23 protein-coding genes are annotated in these 23,674 nt (G+C 70.7%); 21 read left to right on the top strand and 2 right to left on the bottom strand.

Going from position 1 to position 23,674, the window contains the following annotated elements:
* Nucleotides 1-33 precede the first annotated feature (33 nt).
* From ACFVXA_RS20890 to ftsH, 3 genes are all read left to right on the top strand, one after another.
* Entirely contained in the window at nucleotides 34-2,481 is a 2,448-nt protein-coding gene (locus ACFVXA_RS20890; RefSeq protein WP_390025964.1) for a [protein-PII] uridylyltransferase, read from the top strand.
* 281 nt (nucleotides 2,482-2,762) lie between these two features.
* Complete coding sequence (ffh, locus tag ACFVXA_RS20885) at nucleotides 2,763-4,313, top strand: signal recognition particle protein (protein ID WP_383740178.1); 1,551 nt, start codon at nucleotides 2,763-2,765, stop codon at nucleotides 4,311-4,313.
* A 118-nt stretch (nucleotides 4,314-4,431) separates the two neighbouring features.
* Nucleotides 4,432-6,366 (top strand): ATP-dependent zinc metalloprotease FtsH, encoded by a 1,935-nt coding sequence (ftsH, locus tag ACFVXA_RS20880; RefSeq protein ID WP_384020046.1) that lies wholly within the window; start codon nucleotides 4,432-4,434, stop codon nucleotides 6,364-6,366.
* Between the two features lie 169 nt (nucleotides 6,367-6,535).
* On the opposite strand, the gene ACFVXA_RS20875 is transcribed toward ftsH, so the two are convergent.
* Entirely contained in the window at nucleotides 6,536-7,393 is an 858-nt protein-coding gene (locus ACFVXA_RS20875; protein WP_390025962.1) for an SAM-dependent methyltransferase, read from the bottom strand.
* A gap of 199 nt (nucleotides 7,394-7,592) precedes the next feature.
* Here ACFVXA_RS20875 and proS point away from each other — a divergent pair, with 199 nt between their 5' ends.
* The 18 genes from proS to ACFVXA_RS20785 all read left to right on the top strand — a co-directional run bounded on the left by proS (nucleotide 7,593) and on the right by ACFVXA_RS20785 (nucleotide 22,507).
* Entirely contained in the window at nucleotides 7,593-9,008 is a 1,416-nt protein-coding gene (proS, locus tag ACFVXA_RS20870; protein ID WP_383740173.1) for a proline--tRNA ligase, read from the top strand.
* Between the two features lie 251 nt (nucleotides 9,009-9,259).
* Complete coding sequence (locus tag ACFVXA_RS20865) at nucleotides 9,260-9,856, top strand: hypothetical protein (RefSeq protein WP_362030503.1); 597 nt, start codon at nucleotides 9,260-9,262, stop codon at nucleotides 9,854-9,856.
* A gap of 354 nt (nucleotides 9,857-10,210) precedes the next feature.
* A complete protein-coding gene (rpsP, locus tag ACFVXA_RS20860) occupies nucleotides 10,211-10,630 on the top strand; it encodes a 30S ribosomal protein S16 (RefSeq protein ID WP_362030501.1) in 420 nt (139 codons plus the stop codon).
* 2 nt (nucleotides 10,631-10,632) lie between these two features.
* Nucleotides 10,633-10,872, top strand: coding sequence for an RNA-binding protein (locus ACFVXA_RS20855; RefSeq protein ID WP_005479813.1), 240 nt, complete (start codon nucleotides 10,633-10,635; stop codon nucleotides 10,870-10,872).
* Between the two features lie 133 nt (nucleotides 10,873-11,005).
* The gene (gene rimM, locus ACFVXA_RS20850; RefSeq protein ID WP_362030498.1) at nucleotides 11,006-11,554 is read left to right on the top strand and encodes a ribosome maturation factor RimM; all 549 of its coding nucleotides are present in this window, start codon (nucleotides 11,006-11,008) and stop codon (nucleotides 11,552-11,554) included.
* The gene (trmD, locus tag ACFVXA_RS20845; RefSeq protein ID WP_390025960.1) at nucleotides 11,554-12,387 is read left to right on the top strand and encodes a tRNA (guanosine(37)-N1)-methyltransferase TrmD; all 834 of its coding nucleotides are present in this window, start codon (nucleotides 11,554-11,556) and stop codon (nucleotides 12,385-12,387) included. Before rimM ends, trmD begins: the two co-directional genes overlap by 1 nt.
* A gap of 132 nt (nucleotides 12,388-12,519) precedes the next feature.
* Nucleotides 12,520-12,870, top strand: a complete 351-nt coding sequence (rplS, locus tag ACFVXA_RS20840; protein WP_030675924.1) for a 50S ribosomal protein L19 — start codon at nucleotides 12,520-12,522, stop codon at nucleotides 12,868-12,870.
* Between the two features lie 45 nt (nucleotides 12,871-12,915).
* Nucleotides 12,916-13,632 (top strand): signal peptidase I, encoded by a 717-nt coding sequence (gene lepB / locus ACFVXA_RS20835; RefSeq protein ID WP_389756767.1) that lies wholly within the window; start codon nucleotides 12,916-12,918, stop codon nucleotides 13,630-13,632.
* A complete protein-coding gene (gene lepB, locus ACFVXA_RS20830) occupies nucleotides 13,625-14,719 on the top strand; it encodes a signal peptidase I (RefSeq protein WP_383740165.1) in 1,095 nt (364 codons plus the stop codon). Before lepB (ACFVXA_RS20835) ends, lepB (ACFVXA_RS20830) begins: the two co-directional genes overlap by 8 nt.
* Complete coding sequence (gene lepB, locus ACFVXA_RS20825) at nucleotides 14,604-15,536, top strand: signal peptidase I (protein ID WP_383740163.1); 933 nt, start codon at nucleotides 14,604-14,606, stop codon at nucleotides 15,534-15,536. The genes lepB (ACFVXA_RS20830) and lepB (ACFVXA_RS20825) overlap by 116 nt, the downstream gene beginning before the upstream one ends.
* Nucleotides 15,537-15,705: 169 nt before the next feature.
* Nucleotides 15,706-16,482, top strand: a complete 777-nt coding sequence (gene lepB / locus ACFVXA_RS20820) for a signal peptidase I (RefSeq protein WP_362030487.1) — start codon at nucleotides 15,706-15,708, stop codon at nucleotides 16,480-16,482.
* Nucleotides 16,483-16,546: 64 nt separating this feature from the next.
* Nucleotides 16,547-17,023 carry an NUDIX hydrolase gene (locus ACFVXA_RS20815; RefSeq protein WP_390025991.1) on the top strand — a complete coding sequence of 159 codons (477 nt, stop codon included), beginning with the start codon at nucleotides 16,547-16,549 and terminating at the stop codon, nucleotides 17,021-17,023.
* 55 nt (nucleotides 17,024-17,078) lie between these two features.
* The gene (locus ACFVXA_RS20810; RefSeq protein WP_003965949.1) at nucleotides 17,079-17,387 is read left to right on the top strand and encodes a DUF2469 domain-containing protein; all 309 of its coding nucleotides are present in this window, start codon (nucleotides 17,079-17,081) and stop codon (nucleotides 17,385-17,387) included.
* 142 nt (nucleotides 17,388-17,529) lie between these two features.
* Nucleotides 17,530-17,901 (top strand): YraN family protein, encoded by a 372-nt coding sequence (locus ACFVXA_RS20805; RefSeq protein ID WP_390025958.1) that lies wholly within the window; start codon nucleotides 17,530-17,532, stop codon nucleotides 17,899-17,901.
* Nucleotides 17,901-19,526: a YifB family Mg chelatase-like AAA ATPase gene (locus ACFVXA_RS20800; RefSeq protein ID WP_362030483.1), complete on the top strand. Its 1,626-nt coding sequence runs from the start codon at nucleotides 17,901-17,903 to the stop codon at nucleotides 19,524-19,526. Before ACFVXA_RS20805 ends, ACFVXA_RS20800 begins: the two co-directional genes overlap by 1 nt.
* On the top strand, nucleotides 19,523-20,668 hold the full coding sequence (gene dprA / locus ACFVXA_RS20795; RefSeq protein WP_362030481.1) for a DNA-processing protein DprA: 1,146 nt from the start codon (nucleotides 19,523-19,525) through the stop codon (nucleotides 20,666-20,668). Before ACFVXA_RS20800 ends, dprA begins: the two co-directional genes overlap by 4 nt.
* A 272-nt stretch (nucleotides 20,669-20,940) precedes the next feature.
* Nucleotides 20,941-21,783: an RNA polymerase sigma factor WhiG gene (gene whiG, locus ACFVXA_RS20790; RefSeq protein WP_362030479.1), complete on the top strand. Its 843-nt coding sequence runs from the start codon at nucleotides 20,941-20,943 to the stop codon at nucleotides 21,781-21,783.
* Between the two features lie 166 nt (nucleotides 21,784-21,949).
* Nucleotides 21,950-22,507: a TetR/AcrR family transcriptional regulator gene (locus ACFVXA_RS20785; protein WP_383740251.1), complete on the top strand. Its 558-nt coding sequence runs from the start codon at nucleotides 21,950-21,952 to the stop codon at nucleotides 22,505-22,507.
* Between the two features lie 331 nt (nucleotides 22,508-22,838).
* Here ACFVXA_RS20785 and ACFVXA_RS20780 read toward each other — a convergent pair whose 3' ends face one another.
* Nucleotides 22,839-23,468 carry a murein hydrolase activator EnvC family protein gene (locus tag ACFVXA_RS20780; RefSeq protein ID WP_384020058.1) on the bottom strand — a complete coding sequence of 210 codons (630 nt, stop codon included), beginning with the start codon at nucleotides 23,466-23,468 and terminating at the stop codon, nucleotides 22,839-22,841.
* Nucleotides 23,469-23,674 lie beyond the last annotated feature (206 nt).

Raw genomic sequence — 23,674 nt, 5'->3', positions numbered from 1 at the left:
GCTCGAAAGAAGAAGAAAGACGGGAGTCGCTGGGTGACGAGTACGGACACGCGTACGGAAGCAGAGGACTCGGGACCCAGCGGCTACGCGGCGGCCCGGCTGCGCCTCCTCCAGGAGGGGGCGCGGCCCGGGCCGCCGCGCCGTGCCGCCCTGTCGGATCTCACCGACGACTGGCTGACCGGCCTGTTCACCGCGGGCTCCGAGGCGCTGCGCGGGGTGTCGCTGGTGGCCGTCGGCGGCTACGGACGCGGCGAACTCTCCCCCCGCAGCGACCTCGACCTGCTCCTCCTGCACGACGGCAGCGACTCCGGTGCGGTCGCCGCGCTCGCCGACCGCATCTGGTACCCCGTCTGGGACCTGGGCCTCGCCCTCGACCACTCCGTGCGCACGCCCACCGAGGCCCGCAAGACCGCGGCCGAGGACCTCAAGGCGCAGCTCGGCCTGCTCGACGCCCGCCATCTCGCGGGCGACCTCGGCCTCACCGCCGGATTGCGTACGGCCATCCTCGCCGACTGGCGGAACCAGGCGCCGAAACGTCTCCCCGAGCTCCAGGAGCTGTGCGCCGAACGCGCAGAGCGCCAGGGTGAGCTGCAGTACCTCCTGGAGCCGGACCTGAAGGAGGCGCGTGGCGGGTTGCGCGACGCCACTGCCCTGCGCGCCGTCGCCGCCTCCTGGCTCGCGGACGCGCCCCGCGAAGGCCTCACAGACGCGCGCCGCCGTCTCCTGGACGTCCGCGACGCGCTGCATCTCACCACCGGGCGCGCCACCGACCGCCTCGCGCTCCAGGAGCAGGACCAGGTGGCCGCCGAGCTCGGCCTGCTGGACGCCGACACACTCCTGCGCCAGGTCTACGAGGCGGCACGCGTCGTCTCGTACGCCAGTGATGTGACATGGCGCGAGGTGGGGCGCGTGTTGCGATCGCGCGCCGTGCGTCCGCGTCTGCGCGCCATGCTGGGCGGCGGTCCGAAGCCCGCCGCCGAGCGCTCGCCGCTCGCCGAGGGCGTGGTCGAGCAGGACGGCGAGGTGGTGCTCGCGCGCGCCGCACGCCCCGAGCGCGACCCCGTGCTCCCGTTGCGCGCGGCGGCCGCGGCCGCGCAGTCCGGGCTGCCGCTCTCCCTGCACGCCGTGCGGCGCATGGCCGCCGCCGCGCGCCCCCTGCCCACGCCCTGGCCCGCCGAGGCGCGCGAACAGCTCGTCACGCTCCTCGGCTCCGGCCGCCCGACCATCGATGTCTGGGAGGCACTGGAGGCTGAGGGGCTGATCACCCGGCTGCTTCCCGACTGGGAGCGGGTGCGCTGCCGCCCGCAGCGCAACGCCGTGCACATCTGGACCGTCGACCGGCACCTCATCGAGACGGCGGTCAGCGCCTCCGAGCTGACCCGCCGGGTGGGCCGGCCCGACCTGCTCCTCGTCGCCTCCCTGCTGCACGACATCGGCAAGGGCTGGCCGGGCGACCACTCCGTGGCCGGCGAGATCATCGCGCGGGACGTCGCCGCCCGGATCGGCTTCGACCGCGCCGACGTGGCCGTGCTCGCCACCCTCGTACGCCACCATCTGCTGCTCATCGACACCGCGACCCGGCGCGATCTGGAGGATCCGGCGACGGTCCGTTCGGTCGCCGAGGCGGTCGGCTCGCAGGGCACCCTCGAACTGCTGCACGCGCTCACCGAGGCGGACGCGCTGGCCACCGGGCCCGCCGCCTGGTCCTCCTGGCGCGGCTCGCTCGTCGCCGACCTGGTCAAGCGGGTCTCGGCCGTGCTCGCGGGAGACGCTCCCGAAGAGCCCGAGGCCGCGGCACCGACGGCCGAGCAGGAGCGGCTCGCGATCGAGGCGTTCCGGACCGGCGGCCCTGTGCTGGCGCTGCGCGCGCAGACCGAGCCGCCCGCCGAGGAGAGCAGCGGCGATCCGGAACCGCTCGGTGTGGAGCTCCTCATCGCCGTACCCGACCAGCCCGGAGTGCTCCCCGTGGTCGCGGGCGTCCTCGCCATGCACCGGCTGACCGTCCGCACGGCCGAGCTGCGCGCCCTCGACCTGCCCGACGGCGTCGAGGGCTCGGTGCTGCTGCTCAACTGGCGGGTCGCCGCCGAGTACGGCTCCCTGCCGCAGGCCGCACGGCTGCGCGCCGACCTCGTCCGTGCCCTGGACGGGTCGCTGGACATCACGGCCCGGCTCGCCGAGCGGGACGCCGCCTACCCCCGGCGCCGGGGCACGATCGCGCCTCCGGCCCGCGTGACGGTCGCCCCGGCGGCCTCCCGGCACGCGACGGTCATCGAGGTCCGCGCCCACGACGCCCCCGGCCTGCTGCACCGCATCGGGCGGGCCCTGGAGGACGCGAAGGTCCGGGTACGCAGCATGCACGTCTCCACCCTCGGCGCCAACGCCGTGGACGCCTTCTACGTGACCGGTACGAAGGGCGCGCCCCTGCCGGGGGAGGAGGCGGCTTCGATGGCGCGTTCCCTGGAGGAGATGTTGCGGGACTGAGCGCCCGATCGAGGGGGGCCACTTCGCGCACGCGTACGGGTACGGGTACGGGGGTGCCCTGCCTACGGCGGCGTACGGGGTGGGGGTGCTCCGCGTACGCCCGCGTACGGGGATCGGGGGTGCTCCGCGTACGGGAACCGGTACCGGATCCGAGGGGCCCCAGCCCTTTTCCGGGGCCGTTCCCGGTCTCGTACGAACGCGGTGGAGACCCCACCGCGCCCGGCCAGATACCCTGGAGGGCGATTCCCTTCGCCCCCGACCCCTGAGGACAGACGAGCGCCGTGTTCGATACTCTCTCCGATCGCCTCTCAGCGACGTTCAAGAACCTGCGGGGCAAGGGCCGGCTGTCCGAAGCTGACATCGACGCCACCGCCCGCGAGATCCGTATCGCGCTCCTCGAAGCCGACGTGGCCCTGCCGGTCGTGCGGACCTTCATCAAGAACGTCAAGGAGCGCGCGCTCGGTGCCGAGGTCTCCAAGGCGCTGAACCCGGCCCAGCAGGTTCTGAAGATCGTGAACGAGGAACTCGTCACGATTCTCGGCGGTGAGACCCGCCGCCTCCGGTTCGCCAAGAACCCGCCCACCGTGATCATGCTCGCGGGTCTGCAGGGTGCCGGTAAGACCACGCTCGCCGGAAAGCTCGGCAAGCACCTCAAGGACCAGGGCCACTCCCCGATCCTCGTCGCCGCCGACCTCCAGCGTCCGAACGCCGTCAACCAGCTCAGCGTCGTCGCCGAGCGCGCGGGCGTCGCGGTCTACGCGCCCGAGCCGGGCAACGGCGTCGGCGACCCGGTCAAGGTCGCCAAGGACTCCATCGAGTTCGCGAAGACGAAGGTCCACGACATCGTGATCGTGGACACCGCCGGCCGTCTCGGCATCGACCAGGAGCTGATGCAGCAGGCCGCGGACATCCGCGACGCGGTCAGCCCCGACGAGATCCTCTTCGTCGTCGACGCGATGATCGGTCAGGACGCGGTCAACACCGCCGAGGCCTTCCGCGACGGCGTCGGCTTCGACGGTGTGGTGCTCTCCAAGCTCGACGGTGACGCCCGCGGTGGTGCGGCCCTGTCGATCGCCTCGGTCACCGGCAAGCCGATCATGTTCGCGTCGAACGGCGAGAAGCTCGACGACTTCGACGCCTTCCACCCGGACCGGATGGCCTCCCGCATCCTCGACATGGGTGACCTGCTCACCCTGATCGAGCAGGCGGAGAAGACGTTCAGCCAAGAAGAGGCCGAGAAGATGGCCTCCAAGCTGGCGTCCAAGAAGGGCCAGGACTTCACCCTGGACGACTTCCTGGCCCAGATGGAGCAGGTCCGGAAGATGGGCAGCATCAGCAAGCTGCTCGGCCTGCTTCCGGGCATGGGCCAGATCAAGGACCAGATCAACAACATCGACGAGCGTGACGTCGACCGCACGGCCGCCATCATCAAGTCGATGACCCCGGCCGAGCGCCAGGAGCCGACGATCATCAACGGCTCGCGCCGGGCCCGGATCGCCAAGGGCTCCGGTGTCGACGTCAGCGCGGTCAAGGGCCTGGTCGAGCGTTTCTTCGAGGCCCGGAAGATGATGTCCCGCATGGCCCAGGGTGGCGGTATGCCGGGAATGCCCGGGATTCCGGGCATGGGCGGCGGCCCCGGCCGCACCAAGAAGAAGCAGAAGCAGGCCAAGGGCAAGCAGCGCTCCGGCAACCCGATGAAGCGCAAGCAGCAGGAGCTGGAGGACGCTCAGCGCCGCGAGGCGGGAGCCCAGCCGGGTGGTGCCCTCGGCCTGCCGCAGCAGGGCGCCCAGGACTTCGAGCTGCCGGACGAGTTCAAGAAGTTCATGGGCTGACGGTTCTCTTCGTACGGGCGACCGCGCCGGTACGACACTGGGGCGCCCCTCGTCGGAGGGGCGCCCCGGTGCGTTGTGTGCGGGTGCTGGCCCGCATTTCGTGTCGTAACGTCCGAATATGAGCAACCCTGTGCCGCCGCGCAAGGCACCTGACCAGCCGTGGCGTACCGAGGGCACTCCGCCCGAGCCGACGCCGCCGCCCTCCGGCAGGAAGCGGATGCCCGGCGGCTGGTGGAGTCTGATCCTCGCCGCTCTGGTCGTGTTCCTGATCACCAACCTGGTGCTGTCCTTCTTCAACGAGGGCAACGAGCCGACCATCTCGTACACGGAGTTCAGCAAGCAGGTCAACGACGGCAACGTCACCACGATCTACTCCAAGGGCGACGCGATCCAGGGACAGCTCAAGAACGCCCAGGCCAACCCGGCGGGCGACGGGAAGTACACCAAGTTCAAGACCCAGCGCCCGGCCTTCGCCGACGACAAGCTCTGGGAGAACCTGGAGAAGCACAACGTCACGGTGACCGCCTCGCCGGTGGTCCAGCAGCGCAGCACCCTCTACAACGTGCTGCTCTCGCTCGCGCCGATGCTGCTCCTCGTCGTGCTGTGGGTCTTCATCGCCCGGCGGATGAGCGCGGGCATGGGCGGCGCGGGCGGCATGCTCGGCCGCAAGGCGCCCCCGAAGCCGGTCGAACTCCAGCCCGGTGCCCAGCGCACGACCTTCGCGGACGTGGCCGGGATCGACGAGGTCGAGGGCGAGCTGAACGATGTCGTGGACTTCCTCAAGAACCCCGACGCGTACCGCAGGATGGGCGCGAAGATGCCGCGTGGCGTGCTGCTCGCGGGCGCGCCCGGCACCGGAAAGACCCTGCTCGCCCGGGCGGTGGCGGGGGAGGCGGGGGTTCCGTTCTTCTCGGCCTCCGCGTCGGAGTTCATCGAGATGATCGTGGGTGTGGGCGCCTCACGGGTCCGTGAGCTCTTCGCCGAGGCCCGCAAGGTGGCCCCCTCCATCATCTTCATCGACGAGATCGACACCATCGGGCGGGCGCGGGCCGGCGGCTCCGGCATGGGCGGCCACGACGAGCGCGAACAGACGCTGAACCAGATCCTCACCGAGATGGACGGCTTCTCGGGCTCCGAGGGCGTCATCGTCATCGCCGCGACCAACCGCGCGGACGTCCTGGACCCCGCGCTCACCCGTCCCGGACGCTTCGACCGCGTCGTCAACGTCTCACCCCCCGACCGCGGCGGGCGCGAGGCGATCCTGGAGATCCACACCCGCGACATTCCGCTGTCCCCCGAGGTGGACCTCTCCCAGGTGGCCCGTACGACGCCGGGCATGACCGGTGCGGAACTGGCCAACCTCGCCAACGAGGCGGCGCTGCTGGCCGTCAAGCGCAAGCAGCGGAACGTCACGCAGACGGACCTCTCCGAGGCGCTGGAAAAGGTGCAGCTCGGCGCGGAACGCCCCTTGGTCATGCCGGACGAGGAACGCCGCCGCACGGCCTACCACGAGAGCGGCCACGCCCTCCTCGGCATGCTGCAACCCGGCGCCGACCCGGTCCGCAAGATCACCATCGTCCCGCGCGGCCGCGCCCTCGGCGTCACGCTCTCGACCCCGGATGCGGACAGGTACTCCTACACGGAGGAGTACCTCCGTGGCCGCATCATCGGCGCCCTGGGCGGCATGGCCGCCGAACACGTCGTCTACGGAGTCGTCACGACCGGCTCCGAGAACGACCTCGAACAGGTCACCGGCATCGTCCGTGGCATGGTCGCCCGCTGGGGCATGAGCGACCGGGTCGGCCGCCTCTCCGCCCTCCCGAGCGACGCCCAACAGGCCTACGGCCTGTCCGCCGCCCCGGCGACCCTCGACTCCATCGACCACGAGATGCGCCGCATCGTCGACGAGTGCTACGAGGAGGCCTGCGAGAAGCTCCGCGACCACCGCGCCCAGCTGGACGCCCTGGCCGAGGCCCTCCTGGCGAACGAGACCCTGGAGGAGGCGGAGGCGTACCGGATCGCCGGGGTCGCGCGCCTGACCAAGGAGGGCTGAAGCCTTTCAGCCCGTCCGGCGTCGGAGGACGAGGCCGTCCAGGCCGATGGCGGGGCCTGAGGGCGGCAGCCTCCAGGGACGATGAGGGGACGATGAGGGTCCCCCTGCGCGAGCGAAGCCGAGTGCTTGGGGGAGGGCAGGGGAGGAGCGGGCGAAAGCGCCCGTGGCCTCACCCCGTACGAGCGATCAGGTACCGGAAGACGTTCGGCATCCACACGGTCCCGTCGCGGCGCAGATGGGGATGGAGCGCCTCCCGGAGCTCCTTGTCGACCTGCACCTCGTCCGTGGCACCCACCGCTCCGTCGAACAGCCCCGTGGACAACAACCCCCGCACCGCGCTGTCCACACCCGCGTACCCGAAGGGGCAAGCGACCCGCCCCGACCCGTCCGGCCGCAGCCCCGCCTCCCGAGCGACCTCCTCCAGGTCGTCCCGGCAGGCGGCCCGCCAACTCGCCGCCCCCCGCAGGGGATCCGCCAGCTTGGTGGCGACCCGCAGCACGGCGGACGTGGTGCAGCGCTCCGGCGGCCCCCACCCGACCAGCACGACGGCCGCCCCCCGCTCGGACAGCGGAGTGGCCGAGCCGAGCAGCGAACCGAGCCCTTCGGAGTCCCCGGCCACCCACCCGATCGGCTCGAACGCCGTCACGAGGTTGTACGCGGACGCCCCCGCGTCGGACACGTCGGCGGGGGAGCCGTCCACGATCCGGATGTCCGCACGCGCGCGCGTGCCCCACGCCTGGGGCAGCAACCGCTGCCGCGCGAGGGCCACCCGCTCGGGCGAGGAGGAGTCGACACCGGCGACGGCGGCTCCGCGCGAGGCGGCCATCAGGAGGGCGAGCCCCGCCCCGCAGCCGAGGCCGAGCAGCCGTGTCCGGCCGTCCACTTCGAGCCGCTCGTAGACGGCCTCGTAGAGCGGTACCAGCATCCGCTCCTGGATCTCGGCCCAGTCACGCGCGCGTGCAGACTTGTCCACCCGGGGCACAGCCCCGGCGTGAGGTAGCTGCTGCCGCACGAGCGTAGGTGTCATCGAAAGCGCCCCAATCCGCCGAGAGTTGCCGCTGTGCCCCGTTTCCCTGGCCCCCGTGCAGTGCGCCGGCACACCCCCCGTATGCCAGGTAACTCCGCGCTCGACGTCGCGTCCAGGGGTTGCGGCGCCCGGTTTGTGCGCTCCCCGCGCGCGCGGCGAAAATTCACATCCCGGCAACGTGGGCCCGTACCATCGCCGCATGGCAAAGGCACCCGTTCTCACGCCCCAGGCGGACGATTTCCCGCGCTGGTACCAGGACCTGATCAACAAGGCCGAGCTGGCGGACAACGGGCCGGTGCGCGGCACCATGGTCATCCGACCGTACGGGTACGGGCTGTGGGAGCGGATGCAGCAGGAGATGGACGCGCGCATCAAGGAAGCGGGCGCCCAGAACGCGTACTTCCCGCTCTTCATCCCGCAGTCGTATCTGACGAAGGAGGCCGAGCACGTCGAGGGTTTCGCTCCCGAGCTCGCGGTCGTCACGCACGGCGGCGGCAAGGAGTTGGAGGAGCCGGTCGTCGTCCGCCCCACCTCCGAGACGATCATCAACGACTACTTCTCCAAGTGGGTGCAGAGCTACCGGGACCTGCCGCTGCTGATCAACCAGTGGGCGAACGTGGTCCGTTGGGAGATGCGCCCGCGCGTGTTCCTCCGTACGACGGAATTCCTCTGGCAGGAGGGCCACACCGCCCACGCCACCTACGAGGAGGCGCGTGACTATGCCGCGTACATCCACGAGAAGGTGTACGCGGACTTCATGGTGAACGTCCTCGGGATCGACGTCGTACTCGGCCGGAAGACGGCGAGTGAGCGGTTCGCGGGCGCCATCAACACCCTCACGCTCGAGGCCATGATGGGCGACGGCAAGGCCCTCCAGATGGGCACCAGCCACGAACTCGGCCAGAACTTCGCCAAGGCCTTCCACACCCAGTACCTGTCCAAGGAGGGCAAGCAGGAGCTCGTCTGGCAGACGTCCTGGGGGTCGTCGACCCGCATGGTGGGTGGCCTGATCATGTCGCACGGCGATGACAACGGGTTGCGGGTGCCGCCCCGGCTCGCCGCCGTACAGGCCGTAGTCCTCGCGATCAAGGGCGACGATGCAGTTCTGGCCAAGGTCCGCGAAATCGGTGACCGGCTGAAGGCGGCGGGCGTACGCGTCCACGTGGACGACCGCACGGACACCCCCTTCGGGCGCCGCGCCGTCGACTGGGAGCTCAAGGGCGTGCCCGTACGCATCGAGGTCGGCCCCCGTGACCTGGAGAACGGCACCGCGATGCTGGCCCGCAGGATCCCGGGCGGCAAGGAGCCGGTGGCGATCGACGCGCTCGTGGGCCTGCTCCCCGCGGTCTTCGAAGAGGACCAGGCGCTGCTGCTGAGGCAGTCGCGCGAGCGTCGCGAGTCCCGTACGTCGGACGTGTCGACGATCGAGGAGGCCGTCGAGGCGGCCACCGCCGGCGGCTGGGCCCGCATTCCATGGGCTGACCTCGGCGAAGAGGGCGAGGTCAAGCTGGCCGAGCACTCCGTGACCGTACGGTGTCTGGTCGCCGAGGACGGGTCGGTACCCGCCGCCGACGACGCACCCGGTAACGTCGCCGTCGTCGCGCGCGCTTACTGAGTAGTCCCCGAGGGCGACCGAAACGCCTCTTGCGCATCTGATGACGACAGCTGCCCCGGCGCGAGGACATCGTCTACGCGCCGGGGCGTACGGGCCCCTACGTACCGCCTTGGTATGAGCTGTGAGGCTTCTCCGCAGATCAGCGCACCCGCCCTCGTCAGGACGCATCAGCGGCAACTGACGGGTACGTGCAAATTATTTGGGATGCCCCGGAATAGGAACACAGAGGCCCCCCGGCTCGTTGTCACGACGTGAGCACGACACCACCTGTTCTCGCCGCAGAGCTGGCAGGGGCGTGGGCCGACATTCAGCGGCACCACCCCGAGCTGCCGGATCTTGCCGCGCCAGAGTCCCTGATCGGAGAGTCGTCGTCCGCCTGCGGGCACGAGCTCTCTTTCGAGCGACTGCTTCATGAGGCAGTCCACGGCATCGCCGCCGCCCGCGGAGTCCGCGACACCTCGCGCGCCGGCCGCTATCACAACCGCAGATTCCTCGCGATCGCCGAGGAGCTGGGCCTCGACCACCCCGAGGAGCCACATCCCAGCAGCGGCTTCTCCCTGGTCACGCTCAACCCCGAGGCGAAGCGGCGCTACCGCCCGACCATCGAGCGGCTCCAGCGCGCGCTGAAGGCCCACACGGCCGCCACCGCCGCTGACAGCGTCCGCTCCTTCCGCGGCCCGGCGGCCCGGCACGGCTCCTCCGGGGGAGGGGTGCGCGTCAAGGCGGTCTGCGACTGCGGCCGCAATGTCCGCGTCGTCCCGTCGGTCCTGGCGCAGGCACCGATCGTGTGCGGGGGGTGCGGAAAGCCGTTCCGAATCCCGGAGGTCGTCGGCGCGGCAGCCTCGTAGCCCGCGCGCAGGCGTGCCGCAAGGGACGGCGCCCGTCCCGAAGCCAGGCGGCACCCCGTAAGCGCCGGGTTGCGCATTCGTCGTTCGCGGTGAGCAGCGGCATCTCGTGGATGCCGGTCCCCGTGGCCGACGCAGGACACACCCCGGCGCCGGGTGCCGGTCTGACGTGGGCGGCCGCAGCCTGCCCGGTTAAGGCGGCCCGCCGGCGTATGGCACAATGGCTAGCTGTACTCGACAGCCGCACAGGACCCCTCTCTCCTCCGGCTGACGCGTCCATCGGGCACTCGGGTACCGCAACCCCACGCGGCCATCTCGCCGTGCCCAACCACGTCAAGACCAGGAGACACCACTTCCGTGGCAGTCAAGATCAAGCTGAAGCGTCTGGGCAAGATCCGTTCGCCTCACTACCGCATCGTCGTCGCCGACTCCCGTACCCGCCGTGACGGCCGGGCCATCGAGGAGATCGGTCTGTACCACCCGGTGCAGAACCCCTCGCGCATCGAGGTCGACTCGGACCGTGCGCAGTACTGGCTGGGTGTCGGCGCGCAGCCGACCGAGCCCGTTCTCGCCATCCTGAAGCTGACCGGCGACTGGCAGAAGTTCAAGGGCGAGCCCGCCCCGGCTCCGCTGCTCGTGGCCGAGCCGAAGGCCGCGCGCCCGTCGTTCGACGCCCTGGGCGGCGACGACGAGGGCAAGGGTGAGGCCATCACCCAGAAGAAGAAGGCTGAGAAGAAGGACGAGGCCCCGGCCGAGTCCGAGTCGACCGAGGCCTGAGCATGCTCGAGGAGGCTCTCGAGCACCTCGTGAAGGGCATCGTCGACAACCCCGACGACGTGCAGGTCGCCTCGCGCGACCTGCGCCGCGGGCGCGTGCTCGAGGTCCGGGTCCACCCCGACGACCTCGGCAAGGTGATCGGCCGCAACGGCCGCACCGCGCGCGCTCTGCGCACCGTCGTGGGCGCCATCGGCGGCCGCGGTGTCCGCGTCGACCTCGTCGACGTGGATCACGTCCGCTGACGTAACAGGCAGCACCGGCTCGGGCCGGGGAGGGCTTTCGAGCCGTCCCCGGCCCGTAGTCGTCTACCGTCTACGACGGCCCGTAGTCGCCTGCGAAGTGAAGTCGTAGGCACACGACAGGAGATCAAGCACAGTGCAGCTGGTAGTCGCTCGCGTCGGCCGCGCCCACGGCATCAAGGGCGAGGTCACCGTGGAGGTACGTACGGACGAGCCGGAACTCAGGCTCGGGCCCGGCGCCGTCCTGCTCACCGACCCGGCCTCCGCCGGACCGCTGACCATCGAGACGGGCCGCGTCCACAGTGGCCGTCTCCTGCTGCGCTTCGCGGGCGTACGCGACCGGAACGCCGCCGAAGCGCTGCGCAACACCCTGCTGATCGCCGAGGTCGACCCGGACGAGAAGCCCGAGGACCCGGACGAGTTCTACGACCACCAGCTGATGGACCTGGACGTCGTCACCGTCGACGGCATCGAGGTCGGGCGGATCACCGAGATCTCGCACCTGCCCTCCCAGGATCTGTTCGTGGTGGAGCGCCCCGACGGCACCGAGGTGCTGATCCCGTTCGTCGAGGAGATCGTCACCGAGATCGACCTGACGGAGCAGCGTGCGGTCGTCGACCCGCCGCCGGGCCTGATCGACGACCGGGCCGAGATCGCCTCCTCCCGGGACGAGGACGAGGCGTAATGCGGCTCGATGTCGTCACGATCTTCCCCGAGTACCTGGAACCCCTGAACGTCTCGCTCGTCGGCAAGGCACGCGCGCGTGGACAGCTGAATGTGCACGTGCATGATCTTCGGGAGTGGGCGTACGACCGTCACAACACGGTCGACGACACCCCCTACGGCGGCGGCCCCGGCATGGTGATGAAGACCGAGCCCTGGGGCGACGCCCTGGACTCGGTCCTGGCCGACGGTTACGAGACGGGCTCCCACGGGGCCGTCCTGGTGGTCCCCACGCCCAGCGGGCGCCCCTTCACCCAGGAACTCGCCGTCGAGCTCTCCGAGCGCCCCTGGCTGGTCTTCACACCCGCCCGCTACGAGGGCATCGACCGCCGCGTCATCGACGAGTACGCGACCCGGATGCCCGTCTACGAGGTGTCCATCGGCGACTACGTCCTCGCCGGCGGTGAGGCCGCCGTACTCGTCGTCACGGAGGCCGTGGCGCGGCTGCTGCCGGGTGTCCTCGGCAACGCCGAGTCCCACCGGGACGACTCCTTCGCTCCCGGGGCCATGGCCAACCTCCTGGAGGGGCCGATCTACACCAAGCCCCCGGCGTGGCGCGGCCGCGCGATCCCCGACGTACTGCTCAGCGGTCATCACGGGAAGATCGCCCGCTGGCGCCGCGACGAGGCGCTGCGCCGTACGACGGCGAACCGGCCCGATCTCATCGAGCGCTGCGATCCTTCCGCGTTCGACAAGAAGGACCGCGAAATGCTCTCGATCCTGGGGTGGGCCCCGGATCCCGAAGGGGCACCCCACGGCCGATTTTGGCGCAGGCCACAGGCCGTGGAAGAATAGGCCGCTGCTCTACGTCGTCCGGCGTGCGCCCCTGCCACGGGGGGACACGACGCCCGCCTCGACGCGGCAGCATCATCTTGAAAATCTATCTCCCGTTGATGACCTGTGGCATCAACGAAGAAAGCAGACGAAATGTCTCACCTGCTCGACTCCGTCGACAGCGCGTCGCTGCGCAGCGACATCCCGGCCTTCCGCCCGGGTGACACCGTCAACGTCCACGTCCGCGTCATCGAGGGCAACCGCTCCCGTGTGCAGCAGTTCAAGGGCGTAGTCATCCGTCGCCAGGGCGCCGGTGTCCGCGAGACCTTCACGGTCCGCAAGGTCTCCTTCTCGGTCGGCGTCGAGCGCACCTTCCCGGTGCACACCCCGATCGTCGAGAAGATCGAGCTCGTCACCCGTGGTGACGTGCGTCGCGCGAAGCTGTACTACCTGCGTGACCTCCGCGGCAAGGCCGCGAAGATCAAGGAGAAGCGCGAGAGCTGAGCTCACCTCGGGGTCCAAAGCGGGTCCGGATAACATCTGGCCCCGATGGACACCGAAGCACAGCCTGTGGAGCGCGACCGCTCCTCCCGCCCGTCCGTGTCCGAGGAGACCTCGGACACAGAGGGTCCGGAGGGACGGTCGCGTTTTGCGTGGGTGGACCGGGCCGCCGACTGGCTCCCGGGTGGCCGGATCACCCTGACCGTGCTGGTCTGCCTGGTTTTCGTGCTGCTCGTCAGCCGGTTCGTGATGCAGCCGTTCCAGATTCCCAGTGGCTCCATGGAGCAGGGATTGAGGATCGGGGACCGCGTTCTCGTAAATAGGTTGGCGTACCGTTTCGGTGCCGAGCCGCAGCGGGGCGACGTCGTCGTGTTCGACGGCACCGGGTATTTCGGGAACGCGGACTACATCAAGCGCGTCGTCGGTGTGGGGGGAGACCATGTGGTCTGCTGCGACAAGGAAGGGAGGCTCGAAGTGAACGGCCGGTCGGTCGACGAGTCGACGCTTCTGTATCCCGGGGACAGCCCGTCCGGCGTGCGCTTCGACGTCGTCGTGCCCGACGGCTCCCTCTTCCTCCTCGGCGACCACCGCAGCGACTCCAGCGACTCCCGCGACCACCTGGGCTCGCCCGGCGGCGGCATGATCCCCGTCCCCGACGTCATCGGCAGAGCCGACTGGATCGCCTGGCCCGCCGGCCACTGGACCCGGCTGACGCGTCCCGACGTCTACGCGCGCGTGCCCGCCGCGGACGGTGCCCATGGGTAACCGTGGCAAACCGCGCGGAGTCTCCACCAGCGCCGCCGACAACCTGCTGCCCACCGGTACCCGGCGCGCCTCCGGCGGTGCTGCCCGGCCCAGCCGTGTCGAGCGGCGCAAGCTCGCACGCAAGATCAAGCGGCGCCGCCGACGCTCGGCGATCAAGGAGATACCTCTCCTGGTCGGCGTCGCGGTGCTGATAGCGCTGGTCCTCAAGACCTTCCTCGTGCAGGCCTTCGTGATCCCGTCGGGCTCCATGGAGAACACGATCCAGATCGGCGACCGCGTCCTCGTCGACAAGTTCACGCCCTGGTTCGGCTCCAAGCCGCAGCGCGGCGACGTCGTCGTCTTCAAGGACCCCGGCGGCTGGCTCACGGCCGAGGAGACCAAGAAGAAGAACGACCCCGTGGTCGTCAAGCAGTTCAAGGAGGGGCTCACCTTCATCGGCCTGCTGCCGTCCGACAACGAGAAGGACCTCATCAAACGGGTCGTCGGCGTCGGTGGCGACACGGTCAAGTGCTGCGACACGCAAGGCCGGGTGACCGTCAACGGCACGCCGCTGACCGAGCCCTACATCCAGCCGGGCAACAAACCGTCGGACTTCCCCTTCGAGGTGAAGGTGCCGCAGGGCCGTCTGTTCGTCATGGGCGACCACCGGGCCAACTCCGCCGACTCCCGCTACCACCGCACCGACAAGTACAGCGGCACCGTCTCCGAGAAGTCGGTCGTCGGCCGGGCCATGCTCATCGGCTGGCCCATCGGTCACTGGACCCGCCTGAAGGAGCCGGGCACGTTCTCCACTGTCGCCGACGCGCCTGGAGGGTCGACGTCCGCTCTCGCTCAGTCGCATAGGGTGGCCCCTGCGGATCCAGACGGATTGATCCCCCTCCCGAGCCCTGCGGAACTCCCGCTCGTTATGGGAGTGGTGGGCCTGCGTCGAATTCGACGACGCGGGCGGCGGCACGGAGTGAGGAGTGGATGTGGGGGATGTGGCGGTCGGCGCACGGTCCGGACACGATGGTCCCGAAGGGCAGCCGGAGCGGCCCGACGATTCGGCTGCCCCTGCCGTAGAGGGCGCGTCGAGTTCCGGGAGTGAGTCCGAGGACGGCAGCGCTGCGGCCGAGCGCGCCGAGCGGGACGCGAAGTCGTCGAAGCAGCGCTCCTTCTGGAAGGAGCTGCCGATCCTGATCGGCATCGCCCTGGTCCTCGCGCTGCTGATCAAGACCTTCCTGGTGCAGGCGTTCTCGATCCCCTCGGACTCGATGCAGAACACCCTCCAGCAGGGCGACCGTGTCCTGGTCGACAAGCTGACCCCGTGGTTCGGCTCCGAGCCGGAGCGCGGCGAGGTCGTCGTCTTCCACGACCCCGACAACTGGCTGGCGGGCGAGCCCACGGCCAACCCGAACGCCCTGCAGACGGTCCTCAGCTGGATCGGTCTGATGCCGTCCGCCGAGGAGAAGGACCTCATCAAGCGGGTCGTCGGCGTCGGCGGCGACACCGTCGAGTGCAAGGGCACGGGCCCGCTGACCGTCAACGGCAAGGCCCTGAACGAGCCGTACGTGTACCCGGGGAACACCCCGTGCAGCGTCGACGAAGAGGGCGGCCAGTTCAAGGTCAAGGTGCCCAAGGGCATGATCTGGGTGATGGGTGACCACCGCCAGAACTCGCGGGACTCGCGCTACAACCAGACGGACAAGCACCACGGCATGGTCCCGGTGGGCGAGGTCGTCGGGCGCGCCATCGTGAAGGCGTGGCCCATCAACCGCTGGGGCACCCTCCCGGTCCCGGACACCTTCGACCAGCCCGGCCTGAACAACCAGGCGCTGGCCGCGGTCACGTCGCCGGGCGCCGCGGCGCTCGTGGGTGCCGTACCGCTGGTGCTGGTGCGGCGCCGTCGGAAGGCGTCCAAGTAACGGACTGAAGCGTCCCGTTGGGGCCGGCCTGCTCGGATGCGTCCGAGCAGGCCGGCCCTTCGGCCGTCCGGGGCCTGGTGGCCATCGGACCGCTGGGGAGCCCGGAGCCGGATCTGTGATCCAGACCATGGGCTGACGTGGCCCGTACCCCCGGGTAGGGTGCGGATCCATGGGTGGCGAGAGCACGATACGTACGGCCCCGCGCAGGGGTGGCACCAGCACGGCCCCGGCGGGCAGCCGGTGGGGACAGAGACTGTCCGGGATCGCCGTGGCGCTGGGCATTGTGCTGTTCCTCGGAGGGTTCGCCTGGGGAGCGGTGGTCTACCGGCCCTACACCGTGCCCACCAGCTCGATGACGCCGACGATCGACGCCGGTGACCGGGTGCTGGCACAGCGCATCGACGGCACCGACGTACACCGCGGTGACGTCGTCGTCTTCCGCGACAAGACCTGGGTCACCAACGCGGCCGTGGTCAAGCGCGTGGTCGCCGTCGGCGGCGACACGGTCTCCTGCTGCACCAAGGGCAAGCTGACCGTCAACGGCAAGCAGATCGACGAACCGTATCTGCCCAAGGGCAGCCTGGCCGAGGTCACGAAGATCCCGACCGTGAAGGTGCCCGAGGGACGTCTGTTCCTGCTCGGCGACGAACGTCAGGGCTCCCTGGACTCCAGCGCCCACCTCACGGATGCGGCCAGCGGAACGGTGTCGCGCACGGCCGTGTCGGCCAGGGTCGATGCCGTCGTATGGCCCATGAACGGCATGCTCAAGCGGCCGACCGGCTTCGAGGCGCTGGGCAGTCTCTCCCAGCCGGGGCCGCTGCGCCTGATGGTCGGCGCGGTGATCGCCGGCGCGGTGCTCGTCCTGGGCGGCGGGGCGTACGGTCCGGTCGCCAAGCTGGCGGGCCGCCGCGGCCGGGCCCGCACGGAGCTCGCCGGTGCCCGCTGAGGTGTCGTACGACGAGCACGCGCACGACGGCGGGGCGAGGGCCCCGGACGCGTACGCGGGCGGGCTGCGGAAGGTCGCCCGGGTGATCCTGCTCGACCCCGAGGACCGCATTCTGCTGCTGCACGGGCACGAGCCGGACGATGTCGCGGGCGACTGGTGGTTCACGCCCGGCGGCGGCCTGGAGGGCGACGAGAGCCGCGAGCAGGCCGCGCTGCGGGAACTCGCGGAGGAGACCGGCATCACCGAGGTCGAGCTGGGCCCGGTGCTGTGGCGGCGGATGTGCTCCTTCCCGTTCGCGGGGCGTCGCTGGGACCAGGACGAGTGGTACTACCTGGCCCGTACGACCCAGACAGCGACGAGGGCCGCGGCGCTGACGGAGCTGGAACGGCGCAGTGTCGCCGGAGCGCGTTGGTGGACGTGCCAGGAACTGACCGAGGCACATGAGACGGTGTATCCGACCAGACTCGCCGAGCTGCTGCGCAGGCTGCTCGACGAGGGTCCCCCGGCCACGCCCGAGGTCCTGGACACCGAAATCGTCTAGGGGCTAGCGGGGCTGGCGCACAATAGGGGGACGCACGGCTGAAGGGGAACATGCCATGAGCGCCGAGGACCTCGAGAAGTACGAGACCGAGATGGAGCTGAAGCTCTATCGGGAGTACCGCGACGTCGTCGGTCTGTTCAAATATGTGATCGAGACCGAACGGCGCTTCTACCTCACCAATGACTACGAGATGCAGGTGCACTCGGTCCAGGGCGAGGTGTTTTTCGAGGTGTCCATGGCGGACGCCTGGGTGTGGGACATGTACCGGCCCGCTCGCTTCGTGAAGCAGGTACGCGTACTCACATTCAAGGATGTGAATATCGAGGAGCTGAACAAGAGCGACCTGGAGCTGCCGGGCGGCTGATGAGCCGCGACCGTGACGGCCCCTGTGACCTGCGGTAACCGCTCGTGTGGGTGAGGGAGTTCTCCACAACCGCCCCCTCATCCACCAAGATCCAATAGCGGGCCGAAGTGCCCTCATCGTTGGCGCCGGAGGTGGTGCCGACATGAACACACCCAAGGCACGCAGGGCACTCGGCCAGTACGGCGAGGATCTGGCCGCACGACGGCTGACAGAGACCGGGATGACGGTCCTGGCGCGCAACTGGCGATGCGGCAGGACCGGCGAGATCGACATCGTGGCGCGCGACGGCGACGCGCTGGTCGTCTGCGAGGTCAAGACCCGCAAGGCGGGCGCTTTCCAGCACCCGATGGCGGCCGTCACGCCCGCCAAGGCGCAACGCCTGCGCGGCCTGGCCGAACGCTGGCTCCAGGAACACGGCGGGGCGCCACCCGGCGGCGTCCGCATCGACCTCATCGGCGTCGTCCTCCCCGACCGCGGCGGGCCCGTGGTCGAGCACGCGCGGGGGGTGGCCTGATGGGATTCGCGCGTACGTGTTCGGTGGCCCTGGTCGGCGTCGAGGGCGTCGTCGTCGAGGTCCAGGCCGGACTGGAGCCGGGCGTCGCGGCCTTCACTCTGGTCGGCCTCCCCGACAAGAGCCTGACGGAGAGCAAGGACCGGGTTCGGGCGGCGGTGGTGAACTCCGGTGCCGACTGGCCCCAGAAGAAGCTGACGGTCGGCTTGAGCCCGGCTTCCGTCCCGAAGGGCGGGTCGGGTTTCGACGTCGCCGTGGCCTGCGCCGTGCTGGGCGCCGCCGAGCGGATCGACCCCCGGGTGCTCGCCGACATCGTGATGATCGGCGAGCTGGGGCTGGACGGCCGGGTCCGACCGGTCCGGGGCGTCCTGCCGGCGGTCCTGGCCGCCGCGGACGCGGGCTACGAACAGGTTGTCGTACCGGAGTGCGCGGCCGCCGAGGCCACGCTGGTGCCGGGGATCTCGGTGCTCGGAGTCCGCAGCCTGCGCCAGCTGATCGCCGTGCTCACCGACGAGCCGGTGCCCGAGGAGGACCCCGACGAGCAGGGCCGCCCCGATCCGCTGCTGGCGGGCCTGCGCGTGCCCGGCACGGGGGAGGCCACCGGACTGTGCGGCATCGCCGTGCCCGAGCACGACCAGGGACATGACCTCGCCGACGTGGTCGGCCAGGTCTCGGCGCGGACCGCGATGGAGGTCGCGGCGGCCGGTGGACACCATGTCTTCCTGCAGGGGCCACCCGGCGCGGGCAAGACCATGCTCGCCGAGCGGATGCCGTCGCTCATGCCGCGCCTGACCCGACAGGAATCCCTGGAGGTGACGGCGATCCACTCGGTCGCGGGCCTGCTGCCGCCGGGCAAGCCGATGGTGGACGTCGCGCCGTACTGCGCGCCCCACCACTCGGCGACGATGCAGTCGCTCGTGGGCGGCGGCAAGGGGCTCGCCCGGCCGGGCGCGGTGTCCTTGTCGCACCGAGGCGTGCTCTTCCTCGACGAGGCACCGGAGTTCAGCACCTTCGCGCTCGATGCCCTGCGGCAACCCCTGGAAGCGGGGCATGTCGTGATCGCGCGCAGCGCCGGAGTCGTGCGGTTCCCGGCGAAATTCCTGATGGTGCTCGCCGCCAACCCCTGTCCCTGTGGGCGCTTCAGCGTGGCGAACGACTTCTGCGAGTGCCCGCCCTCCTCCATCCGCCGCTACCAGGCCAGGCTCTCCGGGCCGCTGCTCGACCGGGTCGATCTCCGGGTGGAGGTCGAGCCGGTCACCCGGTCCGAACTGACGGCACGCGGTGCCCGGGGCGAGTCGACGCGGACCGTGGCCGACCGGGTGAGCGCCGCCCGCGAGCGCGCCGCGGCGCGACTGACCGGCACGCCCTGGCACACCAACAGTGAGGTGCCCGGACGGGAACTGCGCAGCCGCTGGCAGGCGCTGCCGGGAGCGATGGACGAGGCGGAGCGTGGCCTGGAGCGTGGTGTGCTGACAGCTCGCGGCCTGGACCGGGTGCTCCGGGTGGCCTGGACGGTGGCGGACCTCTCGGGGCACGACCGACCCGACGCCGGGGATGTCGCCCTGGCGCTGCAACTGCGCACCGGAGTCCCGCGAGGGGTCCCGATGATGATCGGTTCGCCGGCATGACGGACGAGGAGCGCCTCGCCCGCGTCGCCCTCACCCGAGTCGTCGAACCCGGTGACGAGATCGGTGGGCGATGGCTGCGGGAGTTCGGCGCCGTGGAGGTGGTGCGACGGCTGGCGGACGGAGGCCGGCCGCTGCCGGGGGCGAGTGAGAAGCGCTGGGAGGGGATGCTGGGGCGGGCCGGCCGGGTACCGCCGGAGCGGGATCTGGCTCAGGCAAAGGAGGCCGGGGTGAGGTTCCTGTGTCCCGGTGAGCCCGAGTGGCCCGCGCAGCTCGACGATCTGGGGGACGCCCGGCCCACGGGGCTGTGGGTACGAGGGCGGCCCAGCCTGCGGATATGGGCGCTGCGGTCCGTGGCCGTCGTCGGAGCCCGCGCCTGCACCGAGTACGGCGCCCATATGGCCGCCACCCTCGGCGCGGGGCTCGCGGAGCGCGGGTGGGTGGTGGTGTCCGGCGGGGCTTACGGGGTGGACGGCGCCGCGCACCGGGGCGCCCTCGGAGCGGGCGGCGCCACCGTCGCCGTGCTGGCCTGCGGCGTCGACCGGCCCTACCCGCGCGGGCACACCCAGCTGATCACCAGAATCGCGGAACAGGGTCTGGTGGTGGGGGAGTTGCCGCCGGGTGACCATCCGACGCCGAGCAGATTCATCCTCAGGAACCGGGTCATCGCGGCGCTCACCCGCGGGACCGTGGTCGTCGAGGCGGCGTATCGGAGCGGTGCGCTGGTCACCGCCCGAGCGGCCCAGCGGCTGGGGCGGTTCACGATAGGGGTGCCGGGGCCCGCCACGAGCGGGTTGTCGGCGGGCGTGCACGAGCTGCTGCGGGGTGACGCGGTCCTGGTCTCCGACGCCGCGGAGGTCACCGAACTGGTGGGGGACATCGGCGAGCTCGCCCCCGACCGGCGCGGACCCGTGCTGCCCCGCGACCTGCTGGACCCGGGAGCCGGACGTGTGCTGGCCGCCCTGCCGGCGCGAGGCCTGGCGGGGGTGGCGGAGATCGCCCGGGGCGCGGGGACCACCGAGGACGACACGGTCGGGAGACTGTACGAACTCCGAGCACTTGGTTTCGTCGAACGACACGGCGATGGCTGGAAGTTGACACGCCAGGCGATGATCTCCGTCCGCGGTGATCACGAGCGGTGCTGACCGAGCGTGTTCGGCCGTCCGGGCGAACGCCGACACCCTTGGGAATTCCCGCAGTTGGCGTCCCCCGACCGTCACACAGCGCGATCGCTGTGACGCCGGGGGGCGCCCGGGGGAGCGACTCTGCGTGCGGGTGATCCCCAACTCTTCGCGCACTGCGACAGCCCAGTCACGCTACGCTCACGGGGATTCCGACTCAGACCGGCAATCTCGACATCAGACCGACAGGTCACCCAGGCAGTCCCAGTTCACGGCAGAACGGCACAAGGCGACGAATGCCCCAGCACACCTCCGGGTCCGACCGGGCGGCGATCCCGCCAGCCGCCCGCGACGGCGGTAGCGTGCGCCCGCCCGCTCCCTCGACGCTCGACGAGCTGTGGCGGTCGTACAAGGCGACGGGCGACGAGCGGCTGCGGGAACAGCTGATCCTGCACTACTCGCCCTTGGTGAAGTACGTCGCCGGGCGGGTGAGTGTGGGACTGCCGGCCAATGTGGAGCAGGCAGATTTCGTCTCTTCGGGGGTGTTCGGGCTGATCGACGCGATCGAGAAGTTCGACATCGAGCGGGAGATCAAGTTCGAGACGTATGCGATCACGCGGATCCGGGGCGCGATGATCGACGAACTGCGCGCACTGGACTGGATCCCGCGGTCGGTGCGGCAGAAGGCGCGCAATGTGGAGCGGGCCTACGCCACGCTGGAGGCGCGGTTGCGGCGGACTCCCTCGGAGTGCGAGGTGGCCTCCGAGATGGGCATCGCGGTGGAGGAACTCCACGCGGTGTTCAGCCAGTTGTCGCTGGCCAATGTGGTGGCTCTGGAGGAGTTGCTGCATGTCGGCGGCGAGGGCGGCGATCGGCTGAGCCTGATGGACACGCTGGAGGACACCGCCGCCGACAATCCGGTCGAGGTCGTGGAGGACCGGGAGCTGCGGCGGTTCCTCGCGCGGGCGATCAACACGCTGCCCGACCGGGAGAAGACCGTGGTCACCCTCTACTACTACGAGGGGCTCACACTCGCGGAGATCGGCAATGTGCTCGGGGTGACCGAGAGCCGGGTGAGTCAGATCCACACCAAGTCGGTGCTTCAGCTGCGGGCCAAACTGGCGAGTTTCGGTCGCTGAGCTCGACGGTGGCGTGGCGCTGAATCGTCCCTGCCCGGCCGGGGCGCGCCGCAGGGCCCACCGCCGTCCTCTCCGGATCGGTCTCCGGTGGGGTGTGAGGAGTGGCTGCCTTCCGGGGTGGTGCGTCCGTAGAGTGGTTGACGTGCCAAGGATTCGAGCGGCCTCCGTGGCCGAGCACCGGTCGATGCAGCGAGCCGCCCTGCTGGACGCGGCGCGGTCCCTGCTGTCCGAGGGCGGGACGGAGGCGCTGACCTTTCCGGCGCTCGCCGAGCGCACGGGGCTCGCGCGGTCCTCCGTGTACGAGTACTTCCGGTCGCGGGCGGCCGTCGTGGAGGAGCTGTGCGCGGTCGACTTTCCCCTCTGGGCGGCGGAGGTCTCGGCGGCGATGGAGCGGGCCTCCACCGCGGAGGGGAAGGTCGAGGCGTACGTCCGGCAGCAGCTGGCACTGGTCGGGGACCGGCGGCACCGGGCCGTGGTCGCCATCTCCGCGAGCGAGCTCGACGCCGGGGCGCGGGAGAAGATCCGTGCGGCTCACGGTGGGCTCGTCGCGATGATCGCCGAGGCGCTGGGGGAGATGGGGCACGCGGAGCCGCGGCTTGCCGCGATGCTGCTCCAGGGTGTGGTGGATGCCGCTGTGCGGCGGATTGAACTGGGGGCGGCGGAGGATCCGGACGCCATTACTGATGCGGCCGTTTCGATGGCCTTGCGGGGCGTTCGGGGCTGAGCCTTCTCTCCTGGGTGCCTGGTGTCGGGCTGAGCCTTCCCTCCCGGGTACCCGGTGTCGGGCTGCGCCTCCCCCTCTGAGTGCCCGGCATCAGGGCTGAGCTCGGGGTGGGTCGCGCAGCCCGGCGTCTGCGGGGTGTCGCTGTGCCTACCCGTGCCGGCCCAGGCGGCACGCATGCCCACAGTTGCGACGGCTGTGGGTCGCGCAGTCCCGGCGTCTACGGGGTGTCGCTGTGCCTACCCGTGCCGGCCCAGGCGGCACGCATGCCCACAGTTACGTACGCGGAGAGGCGGGAGGCGTGCGTGCGGGTGCGATCGATGTATCTGCGCAGCTATGACGGGCTCCTCGGTACCGGTAGCAGGCGGGATGGGCCTCTGCGCAGTAGCCATGGGGGGAGCAGGGAGAGCGGGTTGAGGTAGGTGTGGTCTCTCAGCAGGCCCCAGTGGAGGCAGGAGGTCGGGCAGTGGGAGTCGGGGGGTTCCACGGTGCCCAGGGTCTCGCCTGTTGTCACCTCGTCGCCCTTCCGCACCGACGGCCGCACCGGTCCGTACGTCGTGCGCAGAGGCGGGGTGCCCGTGCCCGCCAGTTCCACGGAGACGACCCCGCGGCCGGCGACCCGGCCCGAGAAGGACACCCGGCCCGGTGCCACCGCCCGTACCGGCGTGCCCGGCGCTGCCGCCAGATCCACGCCCCGGTGACCCCGGGCGTAGGGCGTCGCCGGTGGTGCCCAGCCCCGTAGGACCACGGGACGCATGCCCACGGGCCAGGCACGGGCGACGGTCGGGACGGAGGGATCGGGGCCCGGTGGATCCGGGGCCGGGGTTCCAGGGGTTCCCGGCGGGCCGGGTGCCGCCGCCGCGGTCGTCCGGGCCAGCGCCGACGGTGTCAGTGACCCGAGGACGGTCACCGTCATTCCCAGCACCAACCCCAGCCACGTACGCACGCATCGCTTCGCTCGCATGCGAGAACCGTCCCGCATCGGGCGGATCATGGCCGGGATCTGTGGAGTACCGGCCGGTTGTGGACAGCGGCGTCACCCGGTGCCTGTCGGGTCCCGTACACTTCTGGTGGCGATCCGGGTCACCGGGTCGACTTCGCACGCCCCGACATCTGGTCATCAAAAGCCGGTGTCAGCGCCCCTCGGTCCCTCGTGGCAAGGCGCATCGC

The sequence above is a fragment of the Streptomyces sp. NPDC058246 genome, assembly GCF_042881985.1.
GTDB lineage: Bacteria > Actinomycetota > Actinomycetes > Streptomycetales > Streptomycetaceae > Streptomyces.
Note: the sequence above shows the minus strand (reverse complement) of the source record. Positions and strands in the feature narration are given on the sequence as shown.

Excerpts from the sequence above, each read along its gene's own strand:
- dprA (WP_362030481.1), top strand. The coding sequence starts at position 19,523 with ATGACGGACGAGGAGCGCCTCGCCCGCGTCGCCCTCACCCGAGTCGTC.
- ACFVXA_RS20780 (WP_384020058.1), bottom strand. The coding sequence starts at position 23,468 with ATGCGAGCGAAGCGATGCGTGCGTACGTGGCTGGGGTTGGTGCTGGGA.
- rplS (WP_030675924.1), top strand. The coding sequence starts at position 12,520 with ATGTCTCACCTGCTCGACTCCGTCGACAGCGCGTCGCTGCGCAGCGAC.
- ACFVXA_RS20800 (WP_362030483.1), top strand. The coding sequence starts at position 17,901 with ATGGGATTCGCGCGTACGTGTTCGGTGGCCCTGGTCGGCGTCGAGGGC.
- ACFVXA_RS20810 (WP_003965949.1), top strand. The coding sequence starts at position 17,079 with ATGAGCGCCGAGGACCTCGAGAAGTACGAGACCGAGATGGAGCTGAAG.
- whiG (WP_362030479.1), top strand. The coding sequence starts at position 20,941 with ATGCCCCAGCACACCTCCGGGTCCGACCGGGCGGCGATCCCGCCAGCC.
- ACFVXA_RS20875 (WP_390025962.1), bottom strand. The coding sequence starts at position 7,393 with ATGACACCTACGCTCGTGCGGCAGCAGCTACCTCACGCCGGGGCTGTG.
- ACFVXA_RS20805 (WP_390025958.1), top strand. The coding sequence starts at position 17,530 with ATGAACACACCCAAGGCACGCAGGGCACTCGGCCAGTACGGCGAGGAT.
- ftsH (WP_384020046.1), top strand. The coding sequence starts at position 4,432 with ATGAGCAACCCTGTGCCGCCGCGCAAGGCACCTGACCAGCCGTGGCGT.
- lepB (WP_383740165.1), top strand. The coding sequence starts at position 13,625 with ATGGGTAACCGTGGCAAACCGCGCGGAGTCTCCACCAGCGCCGCCGAC.
- proS (WP_383740173.1), top strand. The coding sequence starts at position 7,593 with ATGGCAAAGGCACCCGTTCTCACGCCCCAGGCGGACGATTTCCCGCGC.
- trmD (WP_390025960.1), top strand. The coding sequence starts at position 11,554 with ATGCGGCTCGATGTCGTCACGATCTTCCCCGAGTACCTGGAACCCCTG.
- lepB (WP_362030487.1), top strand. The coding sequence starts at position 15,706 with ATGGGTGGCGAGAGCACGATACGTACGGCCCCGCGCAGGGGTGGCACC.
- ACFVXA_RS20855 (WP_005479813.1), top strand. The coding sequence starts at position 10,633 with ATGCTCGAGGAGGCTCTCGAGCACCTCGTGAAGGGCATCGTCGACAAC.
- lepB (WP_389756767.1), top strand. The coding sequence starts at position 12,916 with ATGGACACCGAAGCACAGCCTGTGGAGCGCGACCGCTCCTCCCGCCCG.